Origin of the sequence: Microbulbifer taiwanensis (genome assembly GCF_014904815.1) — a bacterium.
GTDB lineage: Bacteria > Pseudomonadota > Gammaproteobacteria > Pseudomonadales > Cellvibrionaceae > Microbulbifer > Microbulbifer taiwanensis.
In genome coordinates this window covers 1-24,024 of record NZ_JACZFR010000009.1, presented here as the reverse complement: position 1 = coordinate 24,024, position 24,024 = coordinate 1, and the positions used below count along the sequence as shown (strand labels likewise).

At 61.7% G+C, this 24,024-nt stretch carries 19 protein-coding genes; 17 read left to right on the top strand and 2 right to left on the bottom strand.

The genetic code is table 11. The features are described 5' to 3' along the window. Positions 1 to 53: 53 nt before the first annotated feature. Entirely contained in the window at positions 54 to 539 is a 486-nt protein-coding gene (locus IG627_RS02935; RefSeq protein ID WP_193189770.1) for a L,D-transpeptidase family protein, read from the bottom strand. Between the two features lie 276 nt (positions 540 to 815). On the opposite strand from IG627_RS02935, the gene bioD reads away from it, so the two are divergent. The 9 genes from bioD (at position 816) to creD (ending at position 11,280) form a co-directional block, all read left to right on the top strand. Continuing rightward, positions 816 to 1,505, top strand: coding sequence for a dethiobiotin synthase (gene bioD, locus IG627_RS02930; protein WP_193189766.1), 690 nt, complete (start codon positions 816 to 818; stop codon positions 1,503 to 1,505). Between the two features lie 145 nt (positions 1,506 to 1,650). Further along, positions 1,651 to 3,432, top strand: coding sequence for an acyl-CoA dehydrogenase C-terminal domain-containing protein (locus IG627_RS02925; RefSeq protein WP_193189764.1), 1,782 nt, complete (start codon positions 1,651 to 1,653; stop codon positions 3,430 to 3,432). Positions 3,433 to 3,584: 152 nt separating this feature from the next. After that, positions 3,585 to 3,788, top strand: coding sequence for a DUF3094 family protein (locus IG627_RS02920; protein WP_193189762.1), 204 nt, complete (start codon positions 3,585 to 3,587; stop codon positions 3,786 to 3,788). Positions 3,789 to 3,886: 98 nt separating this feature from the next. After that, positions 3,887 to 6,190 carry an Ig-like domain-containing protein gene (locus IG627_RS02915; protein WP_319024480.1) on the top strand — a complete coding sequence of 768 codons (2,304 nt, stop codon included), beginning with the start codon at positions 3,887 to 3,889 and terminating at the stop codon, positions 6,188 to 6,190. Between the two features lie 280 nt (positions 6,191 to 6,470). After that, positions 6,471 to 6,662 carry a DUF3094 family protein gene (locus IG627_RS02910; protein WP_193189758.1) on the top strand — a complete coding sequence of 64 codons (192 nt, stop codon included), beginning with the start codon at positions 6,471 to 6,473 and terminating at the stop codon, positions 6,660 to 6,662. A gap of 8 nt (positions 6,663 to 6,670) precedes the next feature. After that, positions 6,671 to 7,339, top strand: coding sequence for a nitroreductase family protein (locus IG627_RS02905; protein ID WP_193189756.1), 669 nt, complete (start codon positions 6,671 to 6,673; stop codon positions 7,337 to 7,339). A 351-nt stretch (positions 7,340 to 7,690) separates the two neighbouring features. Further along, positions 7,691 to 8,380 (top strand): two-component system response regulator CreB, encoded by a 690-nt coding sequence (gene creB / locus IG627_RS02900; protein ID WP_193189754.1) that lies wholly within the window; start codon positions 7,691 to 7,693, stop codon positions 8,378 to 8,380. Position 8,381: 1 nt separating this feature from the next. Beyond that, complete coding sequence (gene creC, locus IG627_RS02895) at positions 8,382 to 9,821, top strand: two-component system sensor histidine kinase CreC (protein WP_193189752.1); 1,440 nt, start codon at positions 8,382 to 8,384, stop codon at positions 9,819 to 9,821. Between the two features lie 112 nt (positions 9,822 to 9,933). Further along, positions 9,934 to 11,280 (top strand): cell envelope integrity protein CreD, encoded by a 1,347-nt coding sequence (creD, locus tag IG627_RS02890; RefSeq protein WP_193189750.1) that lies wholly within the window; start codon positions 9,934 to 9,936, stop codon positions 11,278 to 11,280. 71 nt (positions 11,281 to 11,351) lie between these two features. On the opposite strand, the gene IG627_RS02885 is transcribed toward creD, so the two are convergent. Then, positions 11,352 to 11,819 (bottom strand): EVE domain-containing protein, encoded by a 468-nt coding sequence (locus tag IG627_RS02885; RefSeq protein ID WP_193189748.1) that lies wholly within the window; start codon positions 11,817 to 11,819, stop codon positions 11,352 to 11,354. 271 nt (positions 11,820 to 12,090) lie between these two features. On the opposite strand from IG627_RS02885, the gene IG627_RS02880 reads away from it, so the two are divergent. The 8 genes from IG627_RS02880 (at position 12,091) to IG627_RS02845 (ending at position 24,002) form a co-directional block, all read left to right on the top strand. Beyond that, positions 12,091 to 13,215 (top strand): sensor histidine kinase, encoded by a 1,125-nt coding sequence (locus tag IG627_RS02880; RefSeq protein ID WP_226864653.1) that lies wholly within the window; start codon positions 12,091 to 12,093, stop codon positions 13,213 to 13,215. A gap of 4 nt (positions 13,216 to 13,219) precedes the next feature. Continuing rightward, positions 13,220 to 14,095 (top strand): LytR/AlgR family response regulator transcription factor, encoded by an 876-nt coding sequence (locus tag IG627_RS02875; RefSeq protein WP_193189744.1) that lies wholly within the window; start codon positions 13,220 to 13,222, stop codon positions 14,093 to 14,095. A gap of 89 nt (positions 14,096 to 14,184) precedes the next feature. After that, the gene (locus tag IG627_RS02870) at positions 14,185 to 14,556 is read left to right on the top strand and encodes a hypothetical protein (protein WP_193189742.1); all 372 of its coding nucleotides are present in this window, start codon (positions 14,185 to 14,187) and stop codon (positions 14,554 to 14,556) included. Between the two features lie 238 nt (positions 14,557 to 14,794). Beyond that, on the top strand, positions 14,795 to 17,890 hold the full coding sequence (locus IG627_RS02865) for an efflux RND transporter permease subunit (RefSeq protein WP_193189740.1): 3,096 nt from the start codon (positions 14,795 to 14,797) through the stop codon (positions 17,888 to 17,890). Then, positions 17,887 to 18,996: an efflux RND transporter periplasmic adaptor subunit gene (locus IG627_RS02860; RefSeq protein WP_193189738.1), complete on the top strand. Its 1,110-nt coding sequence runs from the start codon at positions 17,887 to 17,889 to the stop codon at positions 18,994 to 18,996. The genes IG627_RS02865 and IG627_RS02860 overlap by 4 nt, the downstream gene beginning before the upstream one ends. A 75-nt stretch (positions 18,997 to 19,071) precedes the next feature. Beyond that, on the top strand, positions 19,072 to 19,731 hold the full coding sequence (locus tag IG627_RS02855) for a DUF6515 family protein (RefSeq protein ID WP_193189736.1): 660 nt from the start codon (positions 19,072 to 19,074) through the stop codon (positions 19,729 to 19,731). A gap of 105 nt (positions 19,732 to 19,836) precedes the next feature. Continuing rightward, a complete protein-coding gene (locus IG627_RS02850) occupies positions 19,837 to 21,723 on the top strand; it encodes a hypothetical protein (protein WP_193189735.1) in 1,887 nt (628 codons plus the stop codon). A 95-nt stretch (positions 21,724 to 21,818) separates the two neighbouring features. Next, positions 21,819 to 24,002 carry a mechanosensitive ion channel family protein gene (locus IG627_RS02845; RefSeq protein ID WP_226864652.1) on the top strand — a complete coding sequence of 728 codons (2,184 nt, stop codon included), beginning with the start codon at positions 21,819 to 21,821 and terminating at the stop codon, positions 24,000 to 24,002. Positions 24,003 to 24,024: the final 22 nt, after the last annotated feature.

The window sequence follows — 24,024 nt, the reverse complement described above, 5'->3', positions numbered from 1 at the left end:
CGACAGCGCGGGCCAGTTGTGGCCCGCGCGATTGTTGGGGAGTGAGTCTGGACTCAGGGGTAGATATCGATCGGCGTCGGTGTCTTCACCATCGCCCAGATCTCGTCCATCTCGCGGTTGGTCACGGCGATACAGCCGTCGGTCCAGTTCATCTTCTGCAGGTATTGCTCCATGCCCCTCCACTGCGGCTTCATGCCGTGGATCATGATATCGCCGCCCGGGTCCACACCCAGGCGGGCCGCGCGGGCGCGGTCGCGCTTGTTGGGGTAGGAGATATGAATGGAGCGGTAGAAACGGCTCTTGGGGTTCTTCCAGTCGAGGGTATAGCGGCCCTCCGGCGTGCGCTCATCGCCCTGCTGGACCTTGTGACCCCTGGGGTTCTCGCCGAACACGACCTTGTAGCTCTTGACCACACGGCCGTCGCGTTTCAGTTGCATCAGTCCCTTGGATTTGTAGACGACCACCTGGTCGACGGGTTTGATCGTGGCGGAGGCGAACAGCGGCGCCAACATCAGCAGAGCAAAAATCAGGTATTTCATGGTCTCGCAAGCGGTTTGGCTAGTAATACGTTTTTCCGGAGTTCCGGTAGCTTCCCTGCCGTGTCATTCCCGCGGTGGGAATTCTTTTTTGACAGCGTTGTCTTTTGCTGTCTGCCCCAAGCGTGCCGGGGCAATTATTTAGGCAATTATCCTAATCCCGAATCGAAAATGTTCTCGAGATGCGGTTAAAAATTGCTCTATATGGGTAATTTATCATCAAGTAGGCGACGTTTAAAGAGGCGTCAATAAAAAATTGGCAAGAATTGGAGAGTCACCGTGCCCCAGAATTATTTTGTCGCCGGTACCGACACCGAAGTCGGCAAGACTTATGTGACCGCAGCATTGCTCGCGAGTGCCGCAGTGCGCGGATTGAAAACCGCGGCGGTTAAACCGGTCGCGTCCGGTTGTGAAGACACAGCCGAGGGGCTGCGCAACGCCGACGCCCTGCTGTTGCAGGAGGCCATGACCCTGGATCTGCCCTACCAGCAGGTCAATCCCTTCGCGCTGGAGCCTGCCATAGCCCCCCATATTGCCGCCATGGAGGCGGGCAGGCGGCTGGACCTGGGGCGCATGGCCGGCGTCTGCCGCGGTGTCATGTCCACCGGCGCCGACCTGGTGCTGATCGAGGGCGCCGGCGGCTGGCGCACACCGCTCGGTCCCCGGGCTTTTCTTTCGCAGCTGCCGCGGGAGCTGAATATTCCGGTGATCCTGGTGGTGGGTATGCAACTTGGCTGTATCAACCACGCGCTGTTGACCGCCGAGGCAATCCGCCGCGACGGCCTGCCGCTGGCGGGCTGGGTGGCAAACTTTCGATCTCCGGTGCCGATGCAGCGGCCGGACGAGAACCTGGCCACCCTCAAGACCCTGCTGCCGGCGCCGCTGTTGGGCACCCTGCCGTTCGACGAGGTCGCCGACTACCGTCGTGCGGCCGAACACCTGGACCTGACCCCACTCCTGGGCGAATAGGCGCCCAGGCGCTCACTCCGGCCATGCAGCGCAGGTGGCCACGCGAATCAATCCCCGCTTCCAGTCCACCTGCACAGTTGACAATCCCTGTCTTCGAGCCTAGATTCAAACAACTGTTTCAAACGCTTGAATGAGGACCGGGAGCATGGCCGAGTACAAGGCGCCACTGCGGGAGATGCACTTCCTGCTGCACGAAGTATTTGCCGCGGATCAACTCTGGGCGCGACTGCCCGGACTGGAAGGCGCGGTGGACCGCGAGACTGCGGACGCAATTCTGGAGGAGATGGCCAAGCTGGCGGCCAACACCCTGGACCCGATCAATCGCAGCGGCGACGAAGAGGGCTGCCACTGGAACGAGGGTGTGGTCACGACACCAAAAGGATTCCCGGAGGCCTACGCCACCTTCTGCGAGGGCGGCTGGGGCTCGCTGCTGGGCAACCCGGAGTATGGCGGCATGGGTATGCCGAAGATGCTCGGCGCCCAAGTGGAGGAAATGATCAACTCTGCCAATATCTCCTTCGCCCTCTACCCGGTGCTGACCGCCGGTGCCTGCCTGGCCATCGACGCCCACGCCAGCGAGGAACTGAAACAGCAATACCTGCCGAAGATGTACGAGGGCAGCTGGGCCGGTGCCATGGACCTGACCGAGCCCCACGCCGGTACCGACCTGGGCATTATCCGCACCAGGGCGGAGCCGCAGGAGGACGGCAGTTACAGCATCACCGGCAGCAAGATCTTCATTACCGGTGGCGACCAGGACCTGTCCGAGAACATCATTCACCTGGTGCTGGCCAAGCTGCCCGACGCGCCCAGGGGCCCCAGGGGCATTTCCCTGTTCCTGGTACCGAAATACCTGGTCGATGAGGACGGCAGCCTGGGCGAGCGCAATGCGGTCACCTGTGGTTCCATAGAACACAAGATGGGTATCAAGGCCTCCGCCACCTGTGCGATGAATTTCGACGGGGCCAGGGGCTGGCTGGTGGGCGAGGTGAACAAGGGTCTCGCTGCCATGTTCACCATGATGAATTACGAGCGCCTGGGCGTCGGTATCCAGGGCCTGGGTGCCTCGGAGCGCAGCTATCAAAACGCGCTGGAATACGCCCGCGACCGTATCCAGAGCCGCTCCCCGGCCGGCCCGCAGCAACCGGACAAGGCCGCAGACCCGATCATCGTGCACCCGGATGTGCGCCGCATGCTGCTGACCCAGAAGGCGCTGATCGGCGGCGGCCGCGCCCTGTCCACCTATGTGGCCCAGTGGCTGGATATCGCCAAGTTCGGCGAGGGCGAGGAGAAGAAGCACGCCGAGGCGATGGTGGCGCTGCTCACTCCGGTGGCCAAGGCCTTTTTCACTGACAAGGGCCTGGACTGCACTGTCATCGGCCAGCAGGTGTTCGGCGGCCACGGCTATATCCGCGAGTGGGGCCAGGAGCAGCTGGTGCGCGACGTGCGCATCACCCAGATCTACGAGGGCACCAACGGCATCCAGGCCCTGGACCTGGCGGGGCGCAAGACGGTCGCCAACGGCGGCGCCTTCTTCGACCTGTTCGCCGCGGATGTGCAGAAGTTTATCGATGCTGAAATAGATCGCGAGGAGATGGCCGAGTTCGTACAGCCGCTGGCGAGCGAACTGCAGCGCCTGAAAGAGGCCACCGCCAATATGATCGCCGCGAGCCAGGAAGACCCGCACGCGCCCGGTGCCGCCTCGGTGGAATACCTGCACCTGTTCGGCCATGTGGCCTACGCCTATATGTGGGCCAGGGCCGCCTCGGTGGCGCTGCCGAAAACCGGCGAGGACGATTTCTACCAGGGCCAGGTCAAGACGGCGCGCTTCTATTTCGCCCGCCTGCTGCCCCAGGCCCTGGCCCTGGCCGCCAGTGCCAATGCCGGCAGCGCCACGCTGATGGATATCGACGAAGATCTCTTCTGATCCCCTGTTAGGGGAGAGGGCTCCGGGCCACGGGCCCGCACCGCTTGTCTATGCACTCTTACGATCTGCCGATCAGGCCCCGCTTCGCGGGGCTTTTCTATGTCTGCAGTATCTCCTAGACTCGGGGCAAACAATAACGAGCAGCACTGCCCATGTCCGACGAACCCGACCAGCACCCTAGAAAGAAACTCTCCGACGAAGACCAGGCCAAGGTCGACGAATACCTGCATCGCGGCGTCAACAGGGTGGAGCGCAAGCCCTTCCGCCCGCTGCTGTTGTTGCTGGTGATCGTCGGCGTGCTGACCCTGCTGTCCCTGGTCAGTATCTTTATCGCGCGCACTAAAGGTGTTGTATAGGTTAATTGTTGACCGCCAATACATAGATGCTGTTTCGAGATTACGTAAGCAGAATATACATTCTGCGGTTTCCTAATTACTGCGAGCTGGTTTAAAAAATGAACAGGTCAATCGCTATACCCGATAAAAATCCATTATTTAAAGTGGTGATAGTGGCTCTGCTATCACTATCACTTTCTGCCTGCGGAGGCGGTGGAGGCAGTTCTGGCGCACATGACGTAACCAACTCCAGCGGGGGCAGCTCTAGCAGTGGTTCTAGTAGCAGTTCCAGTGGTGGTGGCTCCAGTGGCATGAGTGGTTCAGGAAGCAGCGGTGGAGCTGGCGGAGGAGACACGTCCCGGTCTATAACTGCTGTAGATGACGAGTTTTTGATGGACGAGGATGGAGGTAGCCTGACTGCCAATGTATTGGCTAATGATAAAATTGGCGGGAAGCTGATTTCATTGGAGGTGGTGGATGGCCCAGCTAGCGGTGAAGTTAGTGTCGTGAGCAACGCTGAATCAAGTGGGGTCGAAAGATTTAGTCTTCTATATACTCCTGCTCCAAATTTTAATGGTAGTGATCATTTTCGGTATCGAATTACTGGTGAAGATAATAGTAGTGCTACTGCCGCTGTGGCAATCACAGTAGATCCTGTGACTGATATAAGTAATTTTAAAGTCGAGCCAGGTGGGGATGGTGCCAACCCTAAATTGTTAAAGTTTTCTTGGGCTTCTGATTCTAATCCGCATCATTTCGTTCTTGAGGTGAACCCTGATGGAAAGTCCGGTTATAAAGAAGTGGATATTGATGGGGAAATAGCAGGAGACTCTACTGTGGTAGAGGTGGAGATGCCTTTGCACTTGATGCATTGGGAATTGGCCCGATATCAGTTGGTCGCTGTAGGAGAAGGGGGGGATGAGTTAGACCGTTCCGAAGAAGTGTCCATTGCTGACGTCACGGTGGAAAGCATGATCGGGTACTTTAAAGCGTCAAACACCAGTACGGGTGCATGGGATCGGTTTGGTTTTTCTCTTGCACTTTCCGGTGATGGTCGGACCATGGCTGCCGGTGCGCCGCCGGAAGCAAGTGGTGCTACTGGGATAGATGGTGATCAGGGTGATAACAACGCGTCCTATTCTGGCGCTGTTTATGTGTTTAGTAAAGGGGAGCATGGCTGGGCACAACAGGCCTACATCAAAGCATCTAATACAGACGAAGATGACGCGTTTGGATGGTCGGTAGCGCTTTCCCAAGACGGAAATACTCTGGCGGTGAGCGCAAGCATGGAGGGGAGCAGTGCCAAGGGAGTGGAAGGGGATCAGGGTAACGACGAAATTGGGAAATATTCTGGAGCAGTTTATGTGTTCTCGCGAACTGGTGAGATTTGGCAGCAAAGCGCATATATAAAAGCGTCCAATACAGACTATTCGGACGGGTTTGGCGAGTCCTTGGCTCTTGCTGCCGATGGTGAGACCTTAGTGGTAGGGGCTGCGCATGAAGATAGTAGCGCAGCAGGGATTAATGGAGAGCAAGCTGACAATTCTGCCAATGGCGCTGGCGCCGCTTACATATTTCGTAGACGTGAGGTGGGCTGGTTTCAGGAGGCCTATATTAAAGCCTCGAACAGCGATGCGTCGGACCGTTTTGGCCAATCAGTTGCACTTTCGGATGATGCAAACACTTTGGCAGTTGGCGCACCATATGAAAGTAGCGCAACTACTGGTGTTGATGGGGAGCAAGATGACAATGCTATGCCGAGTTCTGGCGCTGTGTATATTTTTGTCAGAGAACTGGGCGGATGGTCACAACAGGCCTACATTAAGGCCTCTAATCCAGATATCGGTGATCGATTTGGTTTTGGCTTAGCATTGTCAGGTAATGGCAACAGTCTGGCAGTATCTGCTCCTTATGAGGGAAGCGCGGCTACTGGCGTAAATGGTGATCAGGTCGATAATTCGGCGTCTGGCAGCTCGGATGAAGGGGCAGGTGCGGCCTATGTTTTTGTTAGGTCCGATGGAGGCTGGACGCAAGAGGCTTATATCAAAGCGTCGAATACTGATGCAAGTGATCAGTTTGGTGAATCTTTGTCTCTATCAGGCGATGGTCTTCTTTTGGTGGTTGGGGCTCCGGAAGAGGACAGTGGCAGCAGGGCCATTAATGGCGGTCAGGATGATAATTCTTATGGCAATGCAGGCGCCGCTTACCTGTATCAAAAGAATGGCAACGGTTGGAGCCATTCGGCATATATAAAAGCTCCCAATACCGGTAGAGTTGATTTTTTTGGCTCATCTGTAGCTCTTTCCGGAGATGGGGAAGTTTTAGCTGTCGGTGCTGATATGGAGTGGAGTATAGCTACTGGTGTTGGAGGTAATCAGCGTGATGATAGTGCCTATGCGGCGGGAGCAGTGTATTTATATTAAATGCATATTGGGGTGTGACAAATCCTGGGTGTATGTAAATGTTATAGGTGCAAGACGTAGTTGAAATACGCTGTATGAATAACGATATGTCTTGTAACTATGGGTAGTTCGAAAGCACTAGATTTTACGCGTCTTCAAACAGCAAGTTACCTGTTGCCGTGCCGTGCCGTGCCGTGCCGTGCCGTGCCGTGCCGTGCCGAGGCGCAATGCCAGAAGATGCGCACACGACGTTATGTGCGAGACTTTTCGTCCGAGCCGGTGCCGCAGGAGGTGGCAGTCCATGCCCGAGAAACCGGAAAATAAACTCTCCGACGGAGACCAGGCCAAGGTCGACAAGTACCTGCACAGCAGCGTCAACTGGGTGGAGCGCAAGCCCTTCCGCCCGCTGCTGCTGTTGCTGGTGATCGTCGGTGTGCTGACGCTGCTGTCGCTGGTCAGTATTTTTATAGTGCGCACCAAAGGCGTGGTTTGAGGAGATCCATGAGCGAAGAAAAGACTTTTCTGCCCCTGTCGTTCGAGCGCCTCACTGATGCGGAGATGTGCCGCCGCGCCGAGGCCTTCAACAGCCTTATGTGCCAGCGCCGTACCGTGCGTGACTTCTCCGCCGAGTCGCTGCCGCGCCAGGTCATAGAGGGCGCGATCCGCACCGCTGGCAGCGCCCCCAGCGGTGCCAATATGCAGCCGTGGCACTTTGTCGTGGTGGAGAACGCCGAGATAAAGCGGCAGATACGCGAGGCGGCGGAAGAGGAGGAGCGCGAGTTCTACCTGCGCCGCGCGTCCGCCGAGTGGCTGAATGCCCTGGAACCGCTGGGTACAGACGCGAATAAGCCGTTCCTGGAAACCGCGCCCTACCTGATCGTCATATTCCTGAAGAAGTTTTCCAGTGGAGATGCCGGCGAGAAGCTGAAGAACTACTACACGGCGGAGAGTGTCGGAATCGCCACAGGCATGCTGATCGCGGCCCTGCACAATGCCGGTGTCGCCACCCTGACCCACACGCCCAGCCCGATGAAGTTCCTCAACGAAATCCTCGGCCGCCCGGCGACGGAGAAGCCCTATATGATCCTGGTCACGGGCCTGCCGGCGGAGGGAGCGCAGGTGCCGGCGATAGACAAGAAACCGCTGGAGGAAATTGCGGACTTCATTTAACCGCAATGATTTTATCTGTAGATACTCTGTTGCAAAACAGTCGTCCATTGGCTCGTCATACCGGCGAAGGCCGGTGTCCAGTTCGGTGGCATTTGGATTAGGTAGCGCTCCTGCGCCACGCCCTTCGGGCCATTCGCTTCGCGAATGCTCGCTACGGCATCCATGCCTTCGCAGTCCGGCCTTTGCCGGAATGACGATAGCGCCCCTGTAGGGGCCGAAGGCGCCGCGACTGCGTGGAGCGGCCGCAACGAATCTCGAGTTCGCCCTTGCCCGGCATGGTGAGGTTCCGCTTAAATTTTGTACTCAGGAAATCTTCCCGCGTCGACCATTCGCTAACGAACACAAGTCCCTATGCCGAAAATACTGATCGTCGAAGACGAAGCCGCAATCGCCGATACCCTGGTCTATGCCCTGCAGGCCGAGGGTTTCGCCACCCGCTGGGTGGCCGTGGCCGGCGAAGCACTGGCGCTGCTCGAAGACGAGCCTTTTGACCTGGTGATCCTGGATGTGGGCCTGCCGGATATCAGCGGTTTCGAGGCCTGCAAGCGCCTGCGCCGCTTCTCCGAGGTACCGGTCATCTTCCTCACCGCGCGCAACGAGGAGATAGACCGGGTTGTGGGCCTGGAAATCGGCGCCGACGACTATGTGACCAAACCCTTCAGCCCGCGCGAGGTGGCGGCGCGCGTCAAGGTCATCCTCAAGCGCGTGGTCCCGCGCCATGCGGCGGCGCCGACAGCGGCGGATCCTGTGGGCGCCTTTCAAATCGACCTGCTGCGCTACCAGATCCATTTCCACGGCCAACTGCTGCCCCTGACCCGCCACGAATTCCGCCTGCTCGAAACCCTGCTGGGCCAGCCCGGGCGGGTGTTTTCCCGCGAACAGCTGCTCGACGCCCTGGGGGTGGCACGCGAGGCCGGCTACGAGCGCAATATAGACAGCCATATCAAGGGCCTGCGCGCCAAACTGCGCGCGGTGGCGCCCGCTACCAAGCCGATCCAGACCCACCGCGGGCTGGGCTACAGCTGCCTTTTGGAGCACTGAGATGCCGCTGGGCGTGCGTATCTTTGCGGTCTACTTCCTGTTCGTCGGCCTGTCCGGCTGGTTCGTGCTGAGCACGGTGATGGACGAGATACGCCCCGGTGTGCGCCAGTCCACCGAGGAGACCCTGGTGGACACCGCCAACCTGCTGGCCGAAATCCTGCGCGATGAGGTCAGGAGCGGCAACCTGGCCCAGAGCCACCTGCCCGCGCTGCTGGAAGCCTATGGCCGGCGCCGGCCGCAGGCGAGCATCTGGGGGCTGACCAAAAACCAGGTCAACCACCGCATCTATGTCACCGATGCCCGCGGCGAGGTGCTACTGGATTCCAGCGGCCGCGCGGTGGGCCAGGACTATTCGCGCTGGAACGATGTGTACCTGACGTTGCGCGGTGAATACGGCGCGCGCTCCACCCGCGAAGACCCGGACAACCCCGACTCCTCGGTAATGTATGTGGCCGCGCCTATTCTCGATGGCCAGGAGGTCATAGGCGTGGTCTCGGTGGCCAAGCCCAACCGGACCCTGCAACCCTATATCGAGCGTTCGCAGCGGCGTCTGGGCTGGCTCGGCGCCGGGCTGATCGCCCTGGGGTTGGCAATTGGGGCACTGCTGTCCTGGTGGCTCAGCGCTGCGCTGGGCAGGGTAACCCGCTTTGCCCAGGCCGTCAGTGAAGGGCGGCGCGCAGAGTCGCCGGGGGTGCGTAGCGGAGAACTGGGCCAGTTGGCGACGGCGGTGGAGCAGATGCGCACCGAGCTGGAAGGCAAGGCCTATGTGGAGCGCTATGTGCACACCCTGACCCACGAACTGAAGAGCCCCCTGGCAGCCATTCGCGGCGCCGCCGAATTGCTCGGTGGAGAGTTGCTCGACGGAGAGATGCCGGCGGAGCAGCGCCGGCGTTTCGTGGCCAATATTCAACAGGAGGGCGCGCGCCTGCAGCAACTGAGCGAACGCCTCCTGCACCTGGCCCAGGTTGAACAGCGCCAGGGCCTGGAGGAGCGGGTGGAGGTGCCGCTGGCGGCCCTGGTGGAGGAACTGGTATCGGCCCAGCAGGCGCGCATCGCCGCCGGGGACTTGCGGGTGGAGCTGGCGCTGGAGCCGGCATTGCGGTTGTGCGGTGAGCGCTTCCTGTTGCGGCAGGCACTGGCCAATCTGCTCGACAACGCGCTGGACTTCACGCCGCCGGGCGGCCTTATCCGTTTCGGTGCCGAGCGGCGCGGGGCATTTATTGAGCTCTACCTGTTCAACGAGGGCGAGGCGATTCCCGACTATGCGCTGGCGCGCCTGACCGAGCGCTTCTACTCCCTGCCGCGACCGGCGGGCGGGCGCAAGAGCACCGGACTGGGGCTCAACTTCGTACAGGAAGTGGTCGATCTGCACGGCGGTGAACTGGCCATCGGCAATATTGAGGGCGGCGTGCAGGTGCGCCTGAGCCTGCCCGGGATTTGAACGGAAGTCCTGCGCCTCAAAATCCCACACAGTCTCCATACTCCTCCCATCGGCGCTCCACATTGTCAATTCAGACTTTGTGCTATCGACATTCGACACGGAGCGCTGAACCATGAACCGAACCCTGGCTTTCAAACTGGGCGCTATCGCCCTGCTGATACTGCTGCTGCTGATTCCCCTGAGCATGATCGGCGGCCTGATTGACGAACGACAGCAATACCAGCGCGGGGTGTTGCGGGATATTGCCCGCAGCTCGAGCTACAGCCAGCAGATCGTCGGGCCCATCCTGGTGGTGCCCTACGTGAGGACCATCCAGCAGTGGAAAGTCCGTGAAAAGACCGGCGAGCGCTACGCGGAGCAGCGCAAAAAAAGCGGGCAGTTGTACTTCCTGCCGGAGCGCTTCAGTTTCGATGCCGAACTGAGCACCGAACGGCGCGCACGGGGTATTTACGAGGCGCTGCTATACCACAGCGACAGCCAGGTCAGCGGCCAGTTTCGCCTGCCGGCGCGCCTGGGGTTGGGTGAGGAACTGGACCAATATCGTTTCGACAGACCCTTCCTGTCCGTGGGTATCAGCGATATCCGCGGTATCCGCAACGACCTGCGACTGCAGCTGAATGGCCGCACCCTGGAGTTCGCCCCCGGCAGTGGCACACCGATACTCGGTGCCGGCGTGCACGCACAACTGCCTGAGTTGCAACGCGAGGGTGGCCAGACACTGGAGTTCGCCTTCGATCTCGATCTCGCCGGCACCGAGCACCTGCGCCTGGTACCGGTGGGGCGCGACAGCCGGGTGATGCTGAGCGCAGACTGGCCGCACCCGAGCTTTGTCGGTGAGTATTTACCGAGCCGACGCGAGGTGACCGAGCGCGGCTTCACCGCCGAGTGGCAGACCAGCTTCTTTGCCACCAACCTGGAGGAGACGCTGCAGCGCTGCGGACAGGACAAGCCCTGCGGGAGCCTGCTCGAGCGCAGCTTCGGGGTCAGCTTTCTCGATCCGGTGGACCAGTACCTGAAGACCGACCGCGCGATCAAATACGCGCTGCTGTTTCTGTCCCTGACCTTTGCCACCTTTTTCCTGTTCGAAGTACTCAAGCGCCTGGCGGTGCACCCGGTGCAGTACGCCCTGGTGGGGCTGGCCCTGGCCCTCTTCTACCTGCTGCTGCTGTCGCTGTCCGAGCATATCGCCTTCGCCCGCGCCTATGTCCTGTCCGCCGTCGCCTGTGTCGGCTTGATCGGTTTCTACGTCAGTTTCGTGCTGCACAGTTGGCGTCGGGGGCTGGGCTTCGCCGCATTGCTGGCGGCGCTTTACGGGCTGCTGTACGGCCTGCTCAGCGCCGAAGACTACGCCCTGCTGATGGGTTCGCTACTGGTATTCGGTGTGCTCAGCGGCATCATGGTGCTGACCCGCAAGCTGGATTGGTACAGCGTGGGGCGCAATCTGCCGGAAGGCGGGTAACAGGTTTCGCGCGGGCAGCGACTTCGGTGCCCGCCGTTCCCGAGGGTTGCCGCGCCCTGAGCGGCGCCCAATCAGGGCGCGGCGCTGCCCAAGCGCACTATCGCCTTCCACTCCTCCCTGGTCACCGGCTGAATCGACAGTCGCCCCTGTTTCACCAGCACCATTTCTGCCAGCTCCGGATTCCGCTTTATCTCAGCCAGCGGCACAGGCCGGGCTAATTCGCTCTGCCAGCGGATATCCACGCAGTACCAGCGCGGCTTGTCCCCGCTGGCCTTGGGGTCGAAGTACCTGCTCCCGGGATCGAACTGGGCCGGATCCGGATAGGCCGCGCGCACTACCTGGGCGGTGCCGACTATGGCGGGCACCTTGCAGGCGCTGTGGTAGAAGAACACCTCGTCGCCCTCCTGTACCCGGTCGCGAAGAAAGTTGCGCGCCTGGTAGTTGCGGATGCCGTCCCAGCGGCCGATATGGCCCCGCTCTGCGGCCAGGTCTCTAATGCTGTATTCGTCCGGTTCGGATTTGAATAACCAGTAGTTCATGCGCGTGCCCTTGCGGCAGTCTGCTCAAATGTTGCGCTCGGCGGTATTCCGCCGGCAGATATCGCCATTTAGTATTGAGCCATACGAAAGTGTCAAGGAACCACTGAAAAACTACTGCGCGGATGCCTGGCGGCGTCCGGCGGTGCCGGTGGGCCGACCCGGTCGCAATGCTCATGTACTAAAGTACACTCCGCTTGCTGCGCTCCGGCGGTCACCACCAGCCACCCGCTCGCGACATTTTTCAACGGTTCCTCAAATCGACGCCCCACAGATGGCGCCGCGATCACAGGAATTTATGGGTAACAACACGATTCAATGGCTGTCCGCGCGGCTGGCCATGCAGCACTGGCAGTACTGGGCACTGCAACTGTCCGGCTGGGGCGGCTATACGCTGCTGACCTTTGTCGGCAGCTTTTTCTGGGTCAAGGACCACTGGCTGCACACCGGCTATATCGCCGTGGCCACCGCGTCCGGCGTGCTGCTGTCCGAGGCCATGCGCCGCGGTTTCCAGAAGCTCTGGGACAAGCCGCCGGCGTCGCGCCTGTTCGGTTCCTTGGTGGTGGTGATACTGGCCGCGGTCCTGTGGGCGGCGATCAAGTTCGGCGGCTCCCTGTGGCTCTACGGCAAGGAGAGCGACGAGCACCCGGCACTGCTGGCCATCTACTGGTTCTCCTATTCCTTCCTGATCCTGATGACATGGGCGGCGCTCTACTACGGCATCAAGTTCTACAAGGCCTCCCTATTGCAGCAGGAAAAGGCGCTGCGGGCCGAATCCATGGCGCACCAAGCGCAGCTTAAGATGCTGCGCTACCAGCTGAACCCCCATTTCCTGTTCAATACCCTGAATGCCATCTCTACCCTGATTCTCGACAATGAGGGGCGCACCGCCAACGATATGGTCACGCGCCTGTCCCAGTTCCTGCGCCACTCCCTCGACAACGACCCGATGCAGAAGGTGACCCTCGCCAAGGAGGTGGAGGCACTGATGCTCTACCTGGATATCGAGAAGGTGCGCTTTGCCGACCGCTTGGGGGTAAACCTGGATCTCGAGGGGGATTCACCGCGGGCGCTGGTGCCCAGCCTGTTGCTGCAGCCGCTGGTGGAAAACGCGATCAAGTACGGCATCTCGCAGCGGGAGTGGGGCGGCGAGGTGGCGATAAAAGCGCGGGTATTTGCCGGCGAACTGCTGCTGGAAGTCAGCGACAATGGGCCGGGGATACCGGAAAATGAGCTGGCGACCCTGGCTACCAGGTCCAGTTCCGGCTACGGCGTCGGTATCCGCAATACCTGCGAGCGATTGCGCGCTCTCTATGGCGACGAGCAGAAGGTGCGCTTCCGCAATCGCCCTGAGGGCGGCCTGGCGGTACACCTCCGCCTCCCCTATGAACAGGAATAGAACCATGAACGGCAAGACGGACTTCTCTTCATCCAAAGCCGCAGGCGCTTCCTCCAAGGCCGCGGGCGCTTTGAAAGCCATAGTCGTCGACGACGAGCCGCTGGCGCGGCGCGGTCTGCGCCTGCGCCTGGAGCAGGTGGGCGGCGTCGAGGTGGTCGCCGAGTGCGGCAACGGCCGCGAGGCGCGGGAGCGGATTCTCGAGCTGCACCCGGATGTGGCCTTCGTGGATATCCAGATGCCCGGCGTCAGTGGCCTGCAGCTGGTACAGCAACTGCCGCCGGAGAAGCTGCCACAGGTGGTTTTCGTCACTGCCTACGACCAGTACGCGGTGGAGGCCTTCGAAGTCAACGCGGTGGACTATGTGCTGAAACCCATCGAGGAGCAGCGCCTGGCCAGGGCGCTGGAGCGGGTGCGGGACAAGCTCGCCAGCGCCGATATTGCCAGCCAGCGCGAACAGCTGCTGGAGGCGGTCGCCGACCTGACCAGGGAATCCCCTGAGGCGCTGGAGCAGAAGCTGGTTGCCGGCGCTCTTCAGGGTGAGTGGGGCGGCAGTGCCTATCCGGAAAAAATCGCCATCAAGGACTCCGGCAAGATCACCCTGGTACCGGCGCGGGAAATCGACTGGATCGACGCCGCCGGCGATTACATGTGCGTGCACGCCAACGGTGAAACACACGTGATGCGCATCACGATGAAGGAACTGGAACAGCAGCTGGACCCGAAAGTCTTCCAGCGCATCCATCGCTCCACCATCGTCAACCTGAGCCGCGTGCGCGAGATCTGCGCCCATATCAATGGCGAGTATCATCTGGTACTGAACAACGGCGAGCGCCTGAAAATGAGCCGCAGTTATAAAAACAAGGTGCAGCATTTCCTGTAACTGGGGAGGGTCGTTGCACCAAATCGCATTGGGGATTGGCCTCCGCAGTAAATAGACTTCCGGGCACATCGTAAGAGCAGGAGGTCCATATGCGTATTTTGATTCCCGTGCTATTGATGTGCTCTCTCGCCGGCTACAGCCAGGCCCAGGAACAGTTGCGCCAGCTGCCCTCGAATACTTCTGAGGTGCAGGTAATGGGGCAGACATACTACCAACACGGCGATACCTTCTACCGTTTCCACCCGCAGGGCGGATACTTCTATGAAGTGCAGCCGCCCCGGAGCCTGCTGCAGGACGAGCAGGCGCATTATTACCGCCGCGACATGCAGCCACAGCGCCCCAACATCAACAGTGAGGAGGGGTGTCGAAACCTGGCCTCGGAGCGCGCCAACCGCAATCCGAGTACAGGCGGCAAGGTGTATCTCCGGGAGTACAACCGCTGCATGAAAATGATTCGCTAACCGCTATCGATTAGGAAATAGTTTCCCGCGCCTGCCCTCCATTCTCTTGACGGGGCCGGCGCGGGAATGGTTTTTTGTCGGGGATGGCGCGCATCAGCGGGTCCGGGAGCCGGGCGGGCGCCCGCAGGATAAGTCGTACTATATCCGCTAAAAAGATCCGCTGGTCGCAATCCCCTTGCGCCGACCCGGCAACCGATTAGCCTTGCCCCATTATTAAAAAAATCAAAAGGTCCAGGGTATGGCGCTCACCAGAGCCGCTCTCAAGAATCCCGCCGCCACCGCGGTGGCCGTGGTCATGGCCGTGTTGCTCGGCGCCTTTCTCGCCAGCCGCTTGCCGGTACAACTCTTCCCCGATATCGAAAACCCGCAGATCACCATCGCCGCCGGCTGGCGCGCCGCCTCACCGCAGGAAGTGGAGGCGGAAATCGTCGAGCCGATCGAGTCGGTACTGCAGGGCCTGACCGGCCTGGAAATGATGCAGGTCAATGCCGGTCGCGGTTTCGCCTGGGTGAACCTGGAATTCACCATGGGCACCGATATGGACAAGGTGCTGATCGACGTCATCAGCCGCATGAGCAGCCTGCCGCCGCTGCCCCGCGATGCCGAACCGCCGCGGGTCATGCTGGGTGGCTGGGGCGGTGACGCCACCGCGCTGACCTATTTCTTCCTGCAGCTGCTGCCAGACAATCCCAACAGCCTGGAGGACTACACCGGCCTGATCGAGGATGTGCTGCGCCCGGAACTGGAGGCCGTGCAGGGCGTGGCCAGTGTCGAGGCGCAGTCCGGGCGCGCCGGGCGCGAGGAGCTGCAGGTGGTCTTCGATCCCTGGAAGGCCGCCGAGCTGGGTATTCAGCTGCCGGCGGTGAGCGGCCAGCTGGCCTCGGCGCGGGATGTGTCCGGCGGATTTACCGATGTGGGCCGGCGCCGCTATACCCTGCGCTTTGTCGGCGAGTACGATCCGGCGCGACTGTCCGAGCTGGTGCTCGAGTGGCGCGACGGTCAGCCGGTGCGCCTGGGCGATATCGCCGAAGTCAAAGTCGGGCCCTCCGAGAGCGGCGGCGTCACCACCCAGAATGGCAACCCGGCGGTCTCGATGCGCATCAACCGCACCAATGACGCCAATATGCTCGCCACCCTGGAGCGCGTAAAGAAAAAGGTTGCAGAGCTGAACGAGACGACCCTGAAGGACGAGAAGCTGGTGCTGGTGCAGTCCTTCGACGCCTCGGTATTCGTCTACCGCGCGCTGAATCTACTCGGCGGCAACCTGCTGCTGGGTATGCTGCTGGCGGTGGGGGTGCTCTGGTGGTTTATGCGCCGGATGCGCGCGACATTGATCGTCGCCGCGGCGATACCGATTTCCCTGTTCGCCACCTTTGTGGTGCTGTCCGCCGCCGGGCGCAGTGTCAATGTGATTTCCCTCGCCGGCCTCGCCTTCGCCACCGGCATGGTGCTGGATGCGGCCATCGTCGTGCTGGAAAACATAGTGCGCCTGCGCGAGAAGGGCCTGGGCGCGGAGGATGCCTCTGAACAGGGTGCCGGCCAGGTGTGGGGCGCGCTGCTCGCCAGCACTGCCACCACCGTGGCCATATTCCTGCCGGTATTTTTCCTCAACAGCGTCGAGGGCCAGGTGTTCGGCGACCTGGCACTGACCATCGCGGTGGCCGTTGTTTTCTCGCTGCTGGTGGCGGTGGCGGTGGTGCCGCTGGCGGCCAGGCAGTGGCTGCCGGATATCTCAAGCCGGGACCGTCTCGCCGGGCTGTGGGAAAAGATCACGTCGAGAATCATGGGCCTGACGCGCACGCCGGCGCGGCGCTGGAAGGTGATTGGCGCGCTGTTGATGCTGCCGGTGCTGGCCACCTGGTTCCTGCTGCCGAAGCTGGACTATCTGCCGCCGGTGAAGCGCGACGCGGTGGACGTGTGGATGAATTTTCCCTCCGCCACCAATGTCGAGACCATAGGCCGGGAAATCGTCGCCGAAATTGACCGGCGTATGACGCCCTATATGAGCGGCGATCGCGAGCCGGCGCTCAAGAACTACTACATCATCACCTGGCCCAATGGCGGCACCATGGGTGTGCGCGTCCAAGACATGGATAAGGCGCAGGACATGGAGCGCATATTGCGCGAGGACATCCTGACAGATATTCCCGACTTCCGCGGCTTCGCCGCCCGCGGCAACCTCTTCGGGCAGTTCGGCGGCGACCGTCGCATTGCCCTGCACCTGCAGTCCCGCGACGCCGAGGGCCTGATGAAGGCCGCCGCCCGCGGTGTGGAAGTGATGGGCGAAGCGATGCCCGGAGTGCCGGTGCAACCGAACCCGGGCCTGTCCCTGTCCGAGCCGGAATTGACCGTCTACCCCAACGACCGCGCCATGCACGAGCAGGGCTGGAACCGCCAGGATATGGGCAGCCTGGTGCGCGCCCTCGGCGATGGCCTCTATGTGGGCGAGTACTTCAACGGTGAGAAGCGCCTGGATGTCATCTTCAAGGCGCGCGAGTGGAGCACTCCCGAGCAGCTGCAGAACACACCGCTGGTCACACCGCGGGGCGAAATTGTGCCGCTGAACCAGCTCGCCAGTGTCGAGCGCACCGTCGGCCCCGGCAGCCTGCGGCGGGTGGACGGCCGCCGCACCATCACCCTCAACATAGTGCCGCCGGACGACGTCTCCCTGGAGGAGGTGAGGGCGCAGATAGAGGCGGAGGTACTACCGCAGATACAGGCGGCCATGCCCGCCGATGGCAGCATCCTGGTGGGTGGCAATGCCAGCGACCTGGACAAGGCGCTGCAGTCCCTCTCGCAGAACTTCGCCCTGGCATTACTGATCCTGTTTCTGCTGATGAGTGCACTCTTCCGCTCCCTCAAGGATGCCGGGCTGGTGCTGCTGACGGTGCCGCTGGCGACGGTGGGTGGCGTGCTGGCGTTGCAGATACTGAACCTGATCGGCTTCCAGCCCCTCGACCTGCTGACAATGATCGGCTTCGTGATACTGCTGGGCCTGGTGGTCAACAACGCGATACTGCTGGTGCACCAGACCCGCGCCGCCGAGGGGGAGGGCGCGAGCCGCGTCGAGGCGGTGGAGCAGGCGCTGCGCCTGCGCCTGAGACCCATCTTTATGAGTACCCTGACCAGTGTCTTCGGCATGCTGCCTTTGCTGGTCGCACCGGGGGAGGGCAGTGTCATCTACCGCGGCCTGGCGGCGGTGATCGTCGGCGGCATGGCGGTCAGCACCCTCTTTACCCTGGTGCTGCTGCCGGCCCTGTTGCAGACGGGCCGCCTGGCCCTGCCGAAATTCGCGCTTATGCGCGGTCGCACCATAGCGAGGAATTCCCAATGAGAAAGATAATCGGCGCCTCCTTCCTGGCGCTGTTGGCGGCCGCGCCGGCACTGGCGCAGCAGGGCGAAGGTGCGGCCGTCACTGTCGACCGCGCCCAGCTGCGCGAGATAGCGCCCAGCCAGTGGTCTGCGGGCAGGGTGGTGAGCCGTCGCGATATCCGCATCTCGTCGGAACTGGACGGTGCGCTGGAGTTCGTCGCCGAGCCGGGCAGCCTGGTGAAAAAGGGCGAGCGACTGGCGCAGCTGGAGGCAACCCACTGGAAACTGCAGCTGCGCAACAGCGACAGCCGCATCGCGCAGCTGCGCGCGCGCCTGACCTACCTGGACGCGCAGTTGCAGCGGCTGTCCAAACTGGCGGAAACCAACAGCACATCCCGCGCGGCTCTGGAAGAACAGCAGGCGGAGCGCGAGGCCATGGCCCAGGACCTGGTGGCGGCGGGGATAGAGCGCGACCGCCGCGCCTATGAGCTGTCCAAGGCCACCATCAACGCTCCCTTCGACACACTGGTGGTGAGCCGCGAGCAACAGGCCGGTGAGTATGTGCGCACCGGCACCCAACTGCTGCGCGCGCTGGATATGTCGCAGCTGGAAGTGGAGGCGGATATTCCACTGGCATCGCTGGCCCTTCTGCGCACCGGCGATCCCATAGCGCTGCGCAGCGACGCCGTGTCGCAGACACAGGAAAAGCGCGAAGCCGGCGGCGGCCTGCTCGAGGGGCGTGTGCGGCAGTCGGTGCCCGTGGCCAGCGCCAACTCGCGCCGGGTCAAGTTGATGGTGGAATTGCCACAGCAGTCGGGGTGGATCGCCGGCATGCCGGTGCAGGTGGCGGTACCCGTCGCCGCGGCACAGCAGGTGATGGCGGTGCCGCGGGATGCCCTGGTGCTGCGCAATGGCGACGCCTTCGTGTTTCGCGTCGGTGCCGACAGCAAGGCCGAGCGGCTGCCGGTAACCACCGGCAGCGGCGACGGCGAGTGGATATCTGTGCGCGGCGAACTGGCGGACGGAGACCGGGTGATAGTGCGCGGCGCGGAAAACCTGCAGCCGGACCAGGCGGTCAAGGTGCTGTCGGAGGTGGCGGCGCGGGAAGAGGCGGGAAGTTCGATATAGTCCCGAGGCCCAGATTGGGGATAGGCGTCGCCGCTGAGTAAACTTGCAGTAGTTTGCAACAGAGGGGACGTTGCCATGCACCATGCCATTGCACTCCTGCTCAGCCTCGCCGTCTCATTCGCCTGGGCCCAGGACAGGCTGAGCACCTTGCCTTCCGACACCTCGCAACTCCTGGTGAACGGCAAGACCTACTACTACTCCCGCGGATCCTTTTACCGTCTGGGCAAGGGCGGCTACCTGCGCGTGGAGCCGCCACTGGGCGCCAAGGTGCCCAGTGTTCCGGGCAGTAGCGGCACCTTTACCCTGCGCGGCGACCGCTATTTCGTCACTTCCGACGGCGCTTTCCTGCTGTACGACCCGCAAGGCGACGACTTCGCGGTCGTCACCCCGCCGCCCGGCTGGCGTGACTACTACCGCGCGCCGCCGCAACTCCGCTCGCTGCCGGCGCCACAGCCGGCGCAGCGTCCGGAAGTAATGCCCCGGGCCCAGCCGCAGCCCGATCCCAGATATCGCCCGGACAGTTACTACGGTCGCAGTCGCGCTGACTACTACTATCGTGGCGATGAGTATTACGGCCGCTATGGCTTCCGCGACGACATCTACGACGAAAGCTACCGCGAGCGCAGAGCGACCTGTCGCCGCATAGCGAGCGACCAGTCGCGTCGCGCCGGGGTTGGCCCCTATCGTCGCCAGCCAGGCGGTTACTGGGATGAGTTTAAACGGTGCATGCGCTAGCAGTTCTTCCCGCTCTATGCCCTAGTATTTAAGAATGACAGCGGCCAGCCGGATGGCCGCTGTCGCGCGTGGACGCAGGGAAAAGTGGAAGGGAAGCGCAAACTGATGAACAGGGATCTATCCGCGGGCTGGCGCATCATTGCAGTCCTGTTGCTCGCGTTGAGTCTGTCGTCCTGCGGCAGTGGCAGCAGTAGTGGCGGGTCGTCAGGTTCCGATACCGATTCCGGCGCCGACGAGATCAGTTGCGAAACCAGTGATGCCGGCCCAACTTCTGAAAATTGCGGTCAGCTGTTTGTCGGCATCACCGATCTCGAGGGGGACTTTATCCGCTATCGGGTGGAATTGGTTTCCCTGCGGCTGCAGCGCTTTGATGGCTCCTGGAGCGAGGTCCTGTCATCGTCAAATGCGGTGGACTTCGTTGAGTACCAGGACAAGTCTGAACTGGTGACGGCGGCGACACTGCGTATCGGTAACTATGTGCGCGGCCAGATCACCCTCGAATATACCGACGCGGACATTCGTGTCGATGTCGATGGTCGCGCCGAAATGGCGCGGGCCTTTTTCGAGGACGGCCGGAGAGTGCGCGAGGTCACCCTGGATCTGGAGCTGGACAGTCTCAGGCCGTTAGTCGTTCAGCCGGATCTGCCGGCGCTGCTGCAACTGGACTTCAACCTGCTCGTCTCAAACCGTGTCGATACCGCCCCGACGCCGCCGCAGGTGACTGTATTTCCGGTGGTCACTGCGGACAACAATCCTCTGCAGCCGAAAGCGTTTCGGCTGCGCGGCCCGCTGATCAGTGTGGACGAGAGGCAGGTTTCCTTCCGCATCGCCGTGCGGCCCTTTGACAGTACCAAGGGGCGCTTCGGCGGGGTTGATATCCAGATCCGCGGCGAGACCGATTGGGAAATCAACGGCGAGCGTTTCTTCGGGTCCAGCGGCCTCAGCGAAATGGTGGGCCTGCCCCCGGACACTGCGACACTGGCATTTGGCCAATACGATCGCGCCGCGCGCAGCTTCATCGCAGACCAGGTCTACGCCGGCAGCAGTGTGCCGGGTGACACCCTGGATGCACTGAAGGGACAGGTTCTGCGACGCCAGGGTAATCTGCTCAGAATGATCGGTGCGCGCCTGATCCGCACCGATGGCAGCGTTGCATTTCGCGATCAGGTCGACCTGCAGCTCACCGACAACACTTTAGTCAGCGTACCGGGATTCCCACTGCGCCAGGAAACTATCAGCGCTGTTTCCGTTGGCCAGCGTATCATCGCCCTCGGGCACTGGGATGGCGAACTAGTGCGACTGGATCTCGACGCGGGCCGCGTGCGTCTGCTACCCAGTCGCCTGGACAGCCTCCTGAACGACCGCGCCGGCGATGAAATGCTGGTTACGGCGCTGGAATTCGGTGGGCGCGACGCGCTGCAGTTCGACTATACCGGCACCGGCTCTGAAGAGGCATTGGATGCCGACCCGGACAACTACCAGGTCGATATCAGCGAATTAATCGTCGATTCACTGGCGGTAGGCACACCACTGCAGTTTCGCGGCTATGTCGCGCCCTTCGGCCTGGCACCGCCGGACTTCGACGCCATCTCGCTACAGGATTTCAGCGAGAGCGGCAGTGAATTCCTGGTGGACTGGATTGATACGGGCACAGCCGCGCCTTTCCTGGCGCTGGACGCCACTGGCCTCAGCATCAACCTGACCCAGGAGCTGTTGGGCGTGGATCACTTCATCCGCCGCGGCGCTGTTCGCGAGGACCTGCTGTCGCTGTTTACGGTGCCGCGACTGCTGCCGGTAGAGGAGGGCGGTCTCTATGTCGTGGTCGTGGGAGACATCGTTTTCATGTTCTCTGACTTCGGCGATTTCGCCACTGATCTGGACCGGCGTCTCGCCGCCGGCGCCCTGGCAAAACGGCTCTACGCCGAGGGAGGCTACGGGACCGGTGCGGACAATATGGCGGTGAACAGCCTGATTGTGATACTCAACGATTGAGGCGAAAGGGCACCGATTCCGCCTCGGCTACACTGAAAAGACGGATTTTCAGTTATCCGTGTTACTTCTTGCGTCGGATCTTTTATCACGGACAGATGCGCACTATGGCGGGTGACTGCAGCTTTTCCCCCCTTTGCCCTGGGCGCAGTGAACGCGGTCGCAACACTGTTCGTGCAATTTTCACCTTCCTGCTCACCCTGCTGCTGGCCTCCAGCACCCTGTTTGCCAGCGCCCAGCTTCCCGGCAAGAAGCCGGATAAGTTCGAACCGGTCGTACCCGATTTCACCGAGCCCTCTGCCGACTGGTGGACGGGCTGGGTAGAGGCGTCCACCGAGGAGCGCAAGCAGTGGCTGGAAGCGCTGGACAAGGCCTGGAGCGCGCGGCGCGAAAACCTGCCCGAGGACGAGGAGCTGCAGAAGCGGGCCAAGGCGATCAGCCAGAGCCTCAAGGGCGTCGCAGTCACCTGGCAGAAGCACCAGGAATACGAAAAGATCTCGGTGCTGCCGGACGTCAAATTCCCGAAAAACCCGGATGTGCAGGCCTGGGCCAAGGCGGATGCCGCTGTGACCCGCGGGCGCCGGCGCCTGATGGGCATACAGCTGGAGGCGCGCCAGCTGGATGAAACGCTGGGCCAGTCTCTCAGCCAGTTGCGCAAACAGGTGGTACTGCTGCGCGAAGCCAGCGGTGAGGCGGAGAAAGAAGCGGCCGCGTTGGCGCTGCTGCAGACTCAGATCAATCACATCAACATCATCGAGCAGCGTGAAACCCTGGAGGAATTTCTCGGCAACTGGCAGGAGAAGGTAGACCTGGCAGAGGGGCAGCTCAATCAGATGCTGGATGAGCTGCAGTACAGTGCCGAAGCCGCAAAGGCGCTGGAAAAAGATATCGAAGAGCAGACGGAGAAAATCGAGAGGATTGGCGCGACGCGCACCAGTATCCAGGGCTCCCCGGAGACCTCCACCGACCCGGATACCAATATGAAAAAGGACCTCACGCTGATGGAGCTGGAGGTCGACCTGCTTGAAGGGCACCTGAAAAAGCGCAAGGCGGAACTGCTGCAGTCGATCAACAATGTCCTCGACGAGACAGCGGAGGAAGAGCAGACGCTGGTGGTGAGTCGCGACCTGTTGGAGACGGCGCGCACCCTGATCGACGGCAATTCACGGGAGCTGAATCTCCGCCAGCGCCAGGTAATGGCCTGGCGCGGCGAGGAGGGCGAGGACCTGAGTCGCTGGTGGCGCTACTTCGAGCGCATCGACAGCGGCCTGGGGCGCGCCAGCGACCTGGTAGAGGATGTGCAGCGCTATGAGGCGGCGCAACTGCAGATCTACAAACAGCGCCAGGGCTGGTGGGCGACGGTGCGCGAGCGCACCAGCTATATGGCCGAGCAGGCCTACAAGCGCTGGCGCCAGCTGGCGGACTACCAGTTGTTCTCCATAGCGCAGAATCCCATCACCCTGCGCGATATCGCCAAGATCATTTTCGTGATGGTCTGCGCCTGGCTGATCTCCGGCCTGACCCGGCGCTTCCTCAACCGCCTGGTGCGCAAGAAGCACGCCAGCGAATCCTCCATGTACAACCTGGGCCGGGTGCTGCACTACAGCATCATCGGCGTGGCGATCATCGTGGTGCTGGCCATGCTCGGCCTCGACACCTCCAAGCTGGCCATTGTCGCCGGCGCCCTGTCGGTGGGTATCGGCTTCGGCATGCAGGCGATATTCTCCAACTTCATATCCGGGCTGATACTGCTGTTCGAGCAACCGCTGCGGGTCGGCGACCTGGTGGAGCTGGAGTCCGGTGTCTTCGGCCGAATCCGCGATATCAATGTGCGCTCCACCCGCATCACCACCCGCGACAATGTGGACATACTGGTGCCCAACACCGAGTTTGTCGCCGGCCGCGTGATCAACCACACCCTCGATGACCCGGTACGCCGCATCCACGTGCCCTTCGGTGTGGCCTACGGTTCGGACCCGGACCTGGTGCGCGAGGCGGCGCTGGAGGCGGCGGAACGGGTCAACATCACCCACACCGACTGGAAGCGTAAGACCGAGGTGTGGCTGATGGAATTCGGTGACAATGCACTGAATTTCAAACTGGTGGTGTGGATCAACAGCAATATGGTGTCGCCGCTGGGCGATCCCTACGCGCTCTACAACCTGGAACTGCTGCGCGAGTTCCGCGAGAAAGACATAGAGGTGCCCTTCCCGCAGCGGGATCTGCACCTGCGCAGCTGGGAGGCAAGCCTGCCGATAACACGGCGGAGGGAAGACGAATAAAAAAGCCGGCCGCCGGAAACCC